Annotated in this window: 10 protein-coding genes; 3 read left to right on the top strand and 7 right to left on the bottom strand. The window is 64.1% G+C overall.

Annotation, left to right across the window (positions count from 1 at the left end):
- Positions 1-209: 209 nt before the first annotated feature.
- The 6 genes from dnaB to ACTHN9_RS24215 all read right to left on the bottom strand — a co-directional run bounded on the left by dnaB (position 210) and on the right by ACTHN9_RS24215 (position 5,376).
- A complete protein-coding gene (dnaB, locus tag ACTHN9_RS24240) occupies positions 210-2,639 on the bottom strand; it encodes a replicative DNA helicase (RefSeq protein ID WP_440539355.1) in 2,430 nt (809 codons plus the stop codon).
- 156 nt (positions 2,640-2,795) lie between these two features.
- On the bottom strand, positions 2,796-3,248 hold the full coding sequence (gene rplI / locus ACTHN9_RS24235; RefSeq protein ID WP_440539354.1) for a 50S ribosomal protein L9: 453 nt from the start codon (positions 3,246-3,248) through the stop codon (positions 2,796-2,798).
- Positions 3,249-3,275: 27 nt separating this feature from the next.
- Positions 3,276-3,551 carry a 30S ribosomal protein S18 gene (gene rpsR, locus ACTHN9_RS24230; protein ID WP_440539353.1) on the bottom strand — a complete coding sequence of 92 codons (276 nt, stop codon included), beginning with the start codon at positions 3,549-3,551 and terminating at the stop codon, positions 3,276-3,278.
- 2 nt (positions 3,552-3,553) lie between these two features.
- A complete protein-coding gene (gene priB / locus ACTHN9_RS24225; protein ID WP_440539352.1) occupies positions 3,554-3,853 on the bottom strand; it encodes a primosomal replication protein N in 300 nt (99 codons plus the stop codon).
- Positions 3,854-3,904: 51 nt separating this feature from the next.
- Positions 3,905-4,282 (bottom strand): 30S ribosomal protein S6, encoded by a 378-nt coding sequence (rpsF, locus tag ACTHN9_RS24220; protein ID WP_440539351.1) that lies wholly within the window; start codon positions 4,280-4,282, stop codon positions 3,905-3,907.
- 167 nt (positions 4,283-4,449) lie between these two features.
- Entirely contained in the window at positions 4,450-5,376 is a 927-nt protein-coding gene (locus ACTHN9_RS24215; protein ID WP_440539350.1) for a LysR family transcriptional regulator, read from the bottom strand.
- A 232-nt stretch (positions 5,377-5,608) separates the two neighbouring features.
- Here ACTHN9_RS24215 and gcl point away from each other — a divergent pair, with 232 nt between their 5' ends.
- From gcl to ACTHN9_RS24200, 3 genes are all read left to right on the top strand, one after another.
- On the top strand, positions 5,609-7,384 hold the full coding sequence (gcl, locus tag ACTHN9_RS24210; RefSeq protein WP_440539349.1) for a glyoxylate carboligase: 1,776 nt from the start codon (positions 5,609-5,611) through the stop codon (positions 7,382-7,384).
- A gap of 104 nt (positions 7,385-7,488) precedes the next feature.
- Positions 7,489-8,283, top strand: coding sequence for a hydroxypyruvate isomerase (gene hyi, locus ACTHN9_RS24205; RefSeq protein WP_440539348.1), 795 nt, complete (start codon positions 7,489-7,491; stop codon positions 8,281-8,283).
- 78 nt (positions 8,284-8,361) lie between these two features.
- Positions 8,362-9,276, top strand: a complete 915-nt coding sequence (locus tag ACTHN9_RS24200) for a 2-hydroxy-3-oxopropionate reductase (RefSeq protein WP_440539347.1) — start codon at positions 8,362-8,364, stop codon at positions 9,274-9,276.
- A gap of 439 nt (positions 9,277-9,715) precedes the next feature.
- On the opposite strand, the gene ACTHN9_RS24195 is transcribed toward ACTHN9_RS24200, so the two are convergent.
- A complete protein-coding gene (locus ACTHN9_RS24195; RefSeq protein WP_440539346.1) occupies positions 9,716-10,738 on the bottom strand; it encodes an asparaginase in 1,023 nt (340 codons plus the stop codon).
- Positions 10,739-10,762 lie beyond the last annotated feature (24 nt).

The raw sequence follows: 10,762 nt of genomic DNA, 5'->3' as shown, positions 1-10,762 counted from the left end.
CCCCCCCCCGCGGCCGCGGTGCCCCCCGCCGCACCAAACACCACCCCCTCCGCCGGGGGGGGGGACCCCCGGGGCCCCCGCGGCTCTCTGGGGCTGACATAAAACTGCAACATTGTACCGGGTCGCGCGACCGAGCCCAACGCCCGGTTGCACCCGCGAACGAGAATGCAACAGCCGTGCCCTTGCGGTTGCGCCGCCGCACGCGTGCGCTACTCGCCGCCCATGAAAGTCTGCGCGCCGGCGAAATTGTCGAACTTCGTGTATTGCCCCAAGAACGTGAGCCGAACGGGGCCGATCGGGCCGTTACGCTGTTTACCGATGATGATTTCGGCCGTGCCCTTGTCCGGGCTATCGGGGTTGTACACTTCGTCGCGGTAAATGAACAAAATGACGTCCGCATCCTGTTCGATAGCGCCCGATTCCCGCAGGTCGGACATGACGGGGCGCTTGTTCGGCCGCTGCTCCAAGCTTCGGTTTAGCTGCGAGAGCGCGATCACCGGCACGTCGAGTTCCTTCGCGAGCCCCTTGAGCGAGCGCGAAATTTCGGAAATTTCCGTGGCGCGGTTCTCCCCGGACGACGAGCCCGACATCAGCTGCAAGTAGTCGATGATGATGAGCCCGAGTTTGCCGCATTGACGCGCCAAGCGCCGCGCGCGCGAGCGCAGCTCCATCGGGTTCAGGCCACCCGTTTCGTCGATGAACAGTTGGGCCTCGCTCATTTTCTGCACGGCGTGCGTGAGCTTGGGCCAATCCTCGTCGGTCAGGCGCCCCGTGCGCATGCGGTGCTGATCGAGACGCCCGACCGAGCCGAGCATCCGCATCACAAGCTGCGTCCCCGGCATTTCCATCGAGAACACGGCGACGGGCAACCCGTACTCGACGGCGACGTACTCGCCGATGTTCATCGAAAATGCCGTATTGTGCGTGACGACGTAATCGTCGGTCAGGTAAAGCCGCGTGGGGTGCGACACGGAAATGCACTGCGTTTGTGTGCGGCGCGTGGGCTCGATCGAAACCACCACCGGCATCTTGCGTCGCACGCGGCCGCGCTCCAGCCGCTCCCGCTTACCTTCGAAGAGGAAAAGACTTTGCGGATCCGGATGGCTGATCGTGCATTGGTAGGCCGTCGCCCCTTCCGTGCGCACGCCCTCGCGCGTAAACGACGTGCGCTTTTCCGACACCGTGCACCAGCCGCCGAGCGAGCGGACGAGTTCGCAGACGTCCTGCGCAAGCCGAGCGCTAGCCGTCGAATATCGAACCGTGCCCCAGGACTCGACCCAGCCGTCGGTATCCAGTAGCCCGCGCAGCAGGTCGAGCCGCACCGATTTGGACGCATCGAGATACGCGCGCGGGACGAATTTGTCGTAGCGCGTGCAACCCCATAGGCTCAGTCGCTCCAAAGCCTGCTGGATCGGGTTGGCGCTCGGGTGCGCGGTATCCGGGCCGGCCGGCCGACGTTTGATGCGCCAATCGTATTGGCCCGCATATTCGAGCTGCATGCATGCGTCGACGCGCTCGCGCATCCGTTCGAGCGTCTCTTGCGCCTTGACGCTGAAGCGAACCGACGTGCCGCCGATCGCGCCCTCGCCCAACAGCGCGCCGAGCACCCAAGGGTCGACAGGCAACGCTTCTTCGTGGCCGAAATCCCCGCTGGGCAAATCGATCCACAGGCGATTTTGGTAGCGCTTGCGCGTCAGCAGCGTGCGCAGTTCCGCAGTGTCGACCACGCGCGGCTGCGCCCAGCCTCGGTAGTGCACGCGCCACAGGTGCTCGTCGCAACATTCGGTCGAACGCCCGTCCGAGAACCGCACGCGATAGACCTCGCGCTCGCCTTGCGGAAAGATGCCCGTGACCACCGACGGCGCCCCATCCACCGATGCGAGCGCATCGCCCAACACGAGATCGCCCATGCGCTTCCAGCCCGAGAGCGTTTTCACGCGGGCATCGAGCGGCTGCGCCTTACCCATCGACGGCCGTCCGGCCACGATGATCAACTCGCCACCATGCATCCCGGACGTCATGCGGTCCAAATCGACAAACCCCGTCGGCGTGCCGGTCACGTCGCTCGGATTGGCGGTGTGGTAAAGCGTGTCGATCCGCTCGACGACTTGCGTCAGCAGCGGCCCGATTTCCAAGAAGCCTTGCGCGCCCCGCGCGCCGTCCTCCGCGATCGAAAACACGCGCGCCTCGGCCTCGTCCAGCAGTTGGCGCACTTCCTTGCCCTGCGGATTGAACGCACCGGCCGAAATCTCGTCGGCCACCGACACGAGGCGGCGCAACACGGCGCGATCGCGCACGATCTCGGCATAGCGACGGATGTTCGCGGCACTCGGCGTGTTTTGCGCGAGCGCGTTCAGGTACGCGAGCCCGCCCACCTCCTCGGCCTTGCCCGAGGTGGTCAAGGCTTCGTACACGGTCACGACGTCGGCCGGCCGCGTCGCCGCGATCAGCCGCCCGATGTGCTCGTAAATGATGCGGTGGTCGTACCGGTAGAAATCGCTCTGCGCGAGAAAATCGGCAATACGGTCCCAGGCGGCGTTGTCTAGCAGCAGGCCGCCGAGCACCGACTGCTCGGCCTCGATCGAGTGCGGCGGGACTTTCAGCGATTCGAGTTGCGGATCATGGGACGGTGCGTTCATGGGAAGGCATTATCGCGAAATGGCTGCGCCTTAGCCAGCAGGCAAAACGAGGCCAAAACAAAAAAGGCAGGAAACCGGCACGCCGGCTCCTGCCCCTCTTCAATCTGTGCGCTCGACCGGGCAACGCCCGATCGAGCCGGCACCTGCTCGCGATACTTACGCGTGCTCGCCGAGCACCGACACGGTGACGTCCACCAGGACGTCCGTGTGCAGCGCAACTTGCACCGGGTGGTCGCCCACCATCTTCAACGGACCTTGCGGCAGGCGAACCTGCGCCTTTTCCGCTGCAAAACCTTGCTTCGTCAGTGCTGCGGCGATGTCCGCGTTCGTGACCGAGCCGAACAGACGGCCATCCACGCCGGCCTTCTGGCCGATCTGGATCGTGAGGCCAGCCATCTTCTCGCCTTGCGCTTGCGCAGCGGCCAGCTTCTCGGCGGCCGCCTTTTCGAGTTCGGCGCGGCGCACTTCGAATTCGGCGATCGCGGCCTTCGTCGCGCGACGAGCCAGCTTTTGCGGAATCAGGAAGTTACGGGCGTAGCCATCCTTGACCTTGACGACGTCGCCGAGGTTGCCGACGTTGACGACTTTTTCCAAAAGAATGATTTGCATTCGGATTCTCCTTATCGCGCCGTCTGATTAGGCCTTGTGCAGGTCGGTGTACGGCATGAGCGCGAGGAAACGCGCACGCTTGATCGCCGTGTCGAGCTGACGTTGATAGTGGGCCTTCGTACCCGTCAGACGAGCCGGCGTGATCTTGCCGTTTTCGCCGATGAAGTCCTTCAGCGTTTCGATGTCTTTGTAGTCGATGTACTCGACGCCGGCAGCCGTGAAGCGGCAAAACTTCTTGCGCTTGAACAGCGGGTTTTGTTGCTGACGGCGCTTGTCGAATTTCTTACCAGTCGGGCGGGGCATGTTCAGTCCTTTCCAATGTCCTGCAATTCTGTGATGTGAAACACCAAGGTTCTCGCGTTGCGGCTTTTCTTCGCCAGGAAACCCGTGAAGAGCGTTTCGACGCCCATCTCGCAGGTTTCGAGCTTCCCGCTCGCGGCGCCTGCCGCCAGCGCGGGCATCGTCAGTTCGACTTGCCGGACGACACCGGCTTCGACGACTTCCCCGCGATGCTGCAGCGTACAGCTTGCGATCGGCACACCCGCCGGCGTGTAGCGCAGCGGCTCGCGCTCGACCACACTGGCCATGAGTTGCAGCCTGTTCACGAGAGCGGCGAAAATGCGATAGAACCTAGGTGGCTTAAACCGTGAATACCGTTAAGCCTGCGCTTCGGACGGCTGCGACGAGGCAGCTGCCTTCTTGGCTTCTTCGCGCTGCACTTCCTTCATCATCGGCGACGGGCCCGTTTCGGCCTTCTTCATCTTGACGATCAGGTGACGCAGCACGGCGTCGTTGAACTTGAATGCGTGCTCGAGTTCTTCGAGCGTGGCTTGGTCGCATTCGATGTTCATGCAGACGTAGTGAGCCTTCGCGAGTTTCTCGATCATGTAGGCCAGTTGGCGACGGCCCCAGTCTTCGATGCGGTGGATATTGCCGCCGCGCGAGGTAATCGTGGATTTGTACCGCTCGATCATCGCGGGCACTTGCTCGCTTTGATCGGGGTGTACGACGAAGACGATTTCGTAATGACGCATACACACTCCTTGTGGATTGAAGCCACCCGGGCGTCGATGGCCGCGATCGTCCGATTCTCGTCGGAGTCAGCGTTCGGACCAACCGGTGTGGCAAGTGAGAAGCCGGAGAGTATAGCGCAAAGGCTGATCCGGTGCAATTGCACGCGCGTTCGCCCGTACGGCGATTGTCAAGATTCGCCCTGCGCATCGATACCGCCCCAATACCCCGGCCGCGCATACACCTCTTTCAGATAGTCGATGAAATACCGCACCTTGGCCGGCACGTAACGCTGTTGCGGATAGACGGCCAGGATGTCGTACTCGGGCAGCGCGAATTCGTCGAGCACCGTTTCGAGTTCGCCCCGCGCAAGCTGATCGGCGATTTCCCAGGTCGAACGCCAGCCGAGACCCAGGCCCTCCGAGGCCCAGCGGTGCAGCAGCTCGCCGTCGTTGCAGTCGAGCGACCCGGTCACGCGCATCGTCACGCGCTTGCCGCCGCGCTGAAAGTACCAGCCGCGGTTCTGGCCCCCTTGCAAGTTGAATGCAAGGCAATTGTGAGCCAGCAGATCGTCCAGCGACCGCGGCCGGCCGTGCCGCGCAAAGTACGCGGGTGTGCCGCAAACGACGCGCCGATTCGTCGCCAGCTTCACGGCAACGAAGTTCGGATCCACCGCCCCGCCGATACGAATCGATAGATCGTAGCCCTCGCGAACCAGATCGACCACGCGATCGGTCAGATTGAACGACATTTGCAGCCCCGGCTTGTCGGCAAGAAACGCCGGCGCAAGCGGCGCAACATGCTTGCGACCGAAGGCCGCCGGCGCGGACACGATCAAATGCCCGCTGACGGCGCGCCGTCCCGCCGCCAATTCGTTTTCGGCCTGGTCCCAATCGGCGAGCAACCCTTTGCACCGTTCGAGAAACGCGGCGCCGGCCTCGCTGACGACGAGCCGCCGAGTCGACCGGTACATCAGCTTGACCCCAAGCCGCTTTTCGAGCGCGTCGATACGCCGCCCCAGGATGACCGGAGACACCCCCTCCTCCAGCGCCGCTTGCGCCAAGCTGCCGGCTTCGGCCACCCGTACGAATGTTTCTATCTGCTTGAAGCGATCCATCTTCGAGTCCTTCCACCCAGTTCGACGTTCGGTGCTGCCACCGCCGCCTCGGTCCCGCCCTGTCCGATGTCCGAGCTCACCCGCCCTGCGGCTTTTCCAGGTTCTTTCCCAATTCGATACTTTTTGTATCGAAATACCGAACTCCAAGCGATCTTATCAAACCTTTTCCGTAGTTCTACAGTGGCTCTAACCCGCCATCAGCGCATTGAACGAACAGGACAAGGAGACACCCATGCCGAAAATGAGAGCCGTCGACGCAGCCGTGCTCGTGCTGGAAAAAGAAGGCATCGACACGGCGTTCGGGGTGCCCGGCGCCGCCATCAACCCGCTTTACTCGGCGCTGCGGCGCGCGGGCGGGATCGGCCACGTGCTGGCCCGTCACGTCGAAGGTGCGTCGCACATGGCCGAGGGCTATACGCGTGCCGCCCCCGGCAACATCGGCGTATGCATCGGCACGTCGGGCCCCGCCGGTACCGACATGATCACCGGACTCTACTCGGCGCAGGCCGACTCGATTCCTATTCTCGCTATCACGGGCCAAGCACCCCGCGCTCGGCTCTACAAGGAAGACTTCCAAGCCGTCGACATCGAATCGATCGCCAAGCCGGTCACGAAATGGGCCGTGACGGTGCGCGAGCCGGCGCTCGTGCCGCGCGTGTTCCAGCAGGCCTTCCACGTCATGCGCTCGGTCCGCCCGGGACCGGTGCTGATCGATCTGCCGATCGACGTGCAAGTGGCCGAAATCGAGTTCGATATCGATACGTACGAACCGCTGCCCGTCTACAAGCCGAAAGCCACGCGCAAGCAGATCGAAGCCGCGCTCGAGATGCTGGCGGCGTCCGATCGTCCGTTGATCGTGTCGGGCGGCGGCGTGCTCAATGCGGGCGCCGAGGCACTGCTTGTCCAATTCGCCGAAACCGTCGGCGTGCCCGTCATCCCGACGCTGATGTCGTGGGGCGCGATCGCCGACGATCATCCGCTGATGGCCGGCATGGTCGGCCTGCAAACGTCGCACCGCTACGGCAACGCGACGATGCTCGAATCGGACTTCGTGCTCGGCATCGGCAACCGTTGGGCCAACCGTCATACGGGCAGCATCGAGGTGTACACCCAGGGCCGCAAGTTCGTGCACGTCGATATCGAACCGACGCAGATCGGCCGTGTCTTCGGCCCGGATCTTGGCATCGTCTCCGACGCGAAGGCCGCACTCGAGCTGTTCGTCGACATCGCGCGCGAATGGAAAGCGGCCGGCAAGTTCAAGGATCGCTCGGCGTGGGTCGAATCCTGTCAAGCACGCAAACGCACGATGCAGCGCAAGACGCACTTCGAGGAAGTGCCGATCAAGCCGCAACGTGTTTATGAAGAGATGAATAAGGCGTTCGGCCGCGATACCTGCTATGTCAGCACGATCGGGCTGTCGCAGATCGCCGCCGCCCAATTCCTGCACGTCTACCGGGCGCGCAATTGGATCAACTGCGGGCAAGCGGGCCCGCTCGGCTGGACGATTCCGGCCGCGCTCGGCGTGCGCGCCGCGGACCCGAGCCGCCCGATCGTCGCGCTCTCGGGCGACTACGACTTCCAGTTCATGATCGAAGAGCTGGCCGTCGGCGCGCAGTTCAAGCTGCCGTATGTGCACGTCGTCGTGAACAACTCGTACCTCGGGCTGATCCGTCAAGCGCAGCGCGCATTCGAGATGGACTACTGCGTGCAGTTGGCGTTCGACAACGTCAATGCCCCCGAGCTCAACGGCTATGGCGTCGATCATGTCGCCGTAGCCGAAGGCCTCGGTTGCAAGGCGCTGCGCGTGTTCGAACCGAACGAGATCGCCCCGGCGCTGCAAAAGGCGCAAGCGCTGGCCGCCGAATTCAAGGTACCGGTCGTGGTGGAGGTGATCCTCGAGCGCGTAACGAACATCGCGATGGGCAACGACATCGACGCGATCAACGAGTTCGAGCCGCTGGCCGATTCGCGCAACGACGCCCCGACCGCCATCTCGCTGCTCGATTGAGACGCATGCAAGACGTGCTGCTCACCCGCAACATCGAACGACCCGACGAGCGCCGCTCAGGCAGGGCTCGTCGGCACCCTGACCGACCGAAGAGCGACAACGACATGCCGAAATTTGCAGCCAACCTGACCATGCTGTTCAACGAAGTGCCCTTCCTCGACCGTTTCGAGGCGGCGGCGCGCGCGGGATTCACCGCCGTCGAATTCATGTTCCCCTATCCGTTTCCGGCCTCGGAATTGGCCGATCGGCTCGAGACGAACCGCCTGCGGCTCGTTTTGCACAACCTGCCCGCCGGCAATTGGGATGCCGGCGAGCGCGGCATCGCCTGCTTGCCCGACCGCATCGCCGAATTTCGCGACGGCGTGGGCCGCGCGATCGACTATGCGAAGGCGCTGCACGTCACGCAACTGAACTGCCTCGTGGGCATTCCGAGCCGCGACGTCACGCCCGAGCGCGCCCGTTCGACCATCGTCGAAAACTTGCGCTTCGCCGCCGCCGCGCTCGAAAAAGAAGGCATCAAGCTGCTCGTGGAGCCCTGCAACGCCTACGACATTCCGAGCTTTGCGCTCAATCGATCGAGCGAGGCGCTCGACGTGATTCGCGATGTCGCATCGAACAATCTCTATTTGCAGTACGACATCTATCACATGCAGCGCATGGAGGGCGAGCTGGCCGCCACGCTGCAAAAGCACCTGCCGCGCATCGCGCATATCCAGTTGGCCGACAACCCCGGCCGCCACGAACCCGGCACCGGCGAAATCAATTACGCGTTTCTGTTCGATTGGCTCGACCGGATCGGCTACGACGGCTATATCGGCTGCGAATACAAGCCGCGCACGACGACGCTCGAAGGCTTGTCGTGGGTGCGCGACATCGCGCTTTCGCGCAGCACGCGCTGACGCCAAGCCGTAAGACGGCACCGCACCAACGCCCCGCGCTCAATCTGCATTAAGACGAACTCTACGGACTACATCGACATGGCAAAGATCGGTTTCATCGGCCTCGGCATCATGGGCGCGCACATGGCGCGCAACCTGCTCAAGGGCGGACATACGCTCTACGTCAATGGCGCCTATCCGGTGCCCGACGATTTGCGCGCGAACACGCACTTGGTGGCCGATTCGACGGCCGTCGCACGCGAATCGGAGATCGTCGTCGTGATGGTGCCCGATACGCCCGACGTCGCCAACGTGCTATTTGCCGACGACGGCGTCGCCAAGGGCCTGTCCGCCGGCAAGCTCGTGATCGACATGAGTTCGATCTCCCCGCTCGACACGCAAGCATTCGCCAAGCGTGTCGACGCGCTCGGCTGCGACTATCTCGATGCCCCCGTCTCCGGCGGCGAAGTCGGCGCACGCGAAGCGACGCTGTCGATCATGGTCGGCGGCAGCGAGAAAGCATTCGCGCGCGCCAAGCCGCTATTCGAATTAATGGGCAAGAACATTACGCTCGTCGGCGAAAACGGTGCGGGCCAGACCTGCAAGGTCGCCAATCAGATCATCGTCGCGCTCAACATCGAGGCCGTCGCCGAAGCGCTGCTGTTCGCGGCACGCTCGGGCGCCGATCCCGAACGCGTGCGGCAAGCATTGATGGGGGGATTCGCGGCGTCGCGCATTCTCGAAGTACACGGCGCGCGCATGACGGCACGCACGTTCAAGCCCGGTTTTCGCATCGACCTGCACCGCAAGGACCTGAACTTGGCGCTCGACGGCGCGCGCCGGCTCGGTATCGCGCTACCGCACACGGCGAGCGCGCAGCAACTGTTCAGCGTTTGCGCGGCGCACGACGGCGGCAGTTGGGATCACTCGGCCATGTTGCGCGCGCTCGAAATCATGTCGGGCTTCGAGATCGCCGAAGCGCCGGCCGAAGCCGCCGAGGCTGTCGCGAAGTAACGGTGCGGCGCCGCAGGCAGCAAACGCACAGGCCCGCGCTTGCCGCGGTGCGTCGTGTCGGTTTGAGGTCTTCGTAAAAGTTGAGCAGGATACGGCCGTTCGATGGGCAGTCGGCACCGAACGGCCGGCACGTGGGGCGCCTCGCCTGCGCGTGCAAGGCAAGACCGAGGGGGCAACCCGTGCTTCGCGAGAGGCACGGCGCGAACGAGGTCGATACCGAGCACACGCATGGCAGGCAAAAAAGCCGCTTTCGGGCTGAGAGCGGCAGTGGGGTCCGCAGCGGCACCCGGCGACGCCGGGGAAGCCTTGGTCGGTCAGACGTCGTCGTCGGGTGTCCGCCTGTCGGATTGGCACATGCGCGAATCGCTTCGCGCGCTTCGTTTCATTCTTACTCGTCTATATCGGCGCTCGCGCGCGGGGGGCCGATGGGCATTGCCTTTCAATACGTATCGAAAATCCGTTGCAAGGCGGCCGGTTCGCGTTCGCCGGCGGCCAGCGCCAGCATGAGAAGCACACGCGCTTTGTAGGGATTGAGCGACCCGGCACTGACGAAGCCGAGCGCGTCGTCCGGCGCCGCCCCATTGCGCATCACATGCCCCGAGCCGACGCGCGATGCACGCACGACCGCGATACCGCGCGAGCGTGCATCGGCCAGCGCCGCCTGCACGGACGCGTGGATCGAGCCGTTTCCGGTACCGGCCACGACGATGCCATTCACACCGGCGGCGGCGAGCGCATCGACCGGGGTGCGCGATGCGCCGGCGTAGCTCGCGACGATGTCGACCGACGGCCAAACGGCACCGGCCACGAACGGCGTGGCACTCGTATGCGGACGCACGACCGTCCTTTGAAACTCGACGCGGCCATCCTGCACCCAGCCAAGCGCGCCGATCTCGGGCGAATGGAACGCGTCGACGGCATAGGTGCTCGTCTTGACGACGTCGCGCGCACTGTGAATGCGGTTGTTGAACGCCACGAGGACGCCTTGCCCGCGCGCGGCCGGCGAGCCGGCGACCGTCACTGCGCCGAGCAGGTTCAACGGCCCGTCGGCCGACAGCGCCGACGACGGGCGCATGGCCGCCGTCATCACCACGGGCTTGGCCGTCTTGACCGTCAGGTGCAGCGCATACGCGGTTTCCTCGAGCGTATCCGTGCCGTGCGTGACGACAATACCGTCGATGTCCTCGCGCGCCGCGAATGCGGCGATGCGCTCGGCTAGCTTCGTCCACAGCGCGACGTCGAGGTCCTTGCTGTCGATGCTGGCGACTTGTTCGGCTTCGATATGGGCCACGTTCGACAAGGCCGGCACGGCGGCCAGCAATCGATCGACGCCAACGACGCCGGCCTGGTAGCCGGACGTTTGCGAAGCGTCGGCGGCCGAGCCGGCGATCGTGCCGCCGGTGGCGAGCACGGCAATACGCGGCAGCGCCGCGGGAGAGGATGAGGATTGGGTGGTAGTCATGGGCGCCATTTTAACCGCGCCGCC

Source organism: Trinickia sp., from assembly GCF_051953405.1.
Classification (GTDB): domain Bacteria; phylum Pseudomonadota; class Gammaproteobacteria; order Burkholderiales; family Burkholderiaceae; genus Trinickia.
Note: the sequence above shows the minus strand (reverse complement) of the source record. Positions and strands in the feature narration are given on the sequence as shown.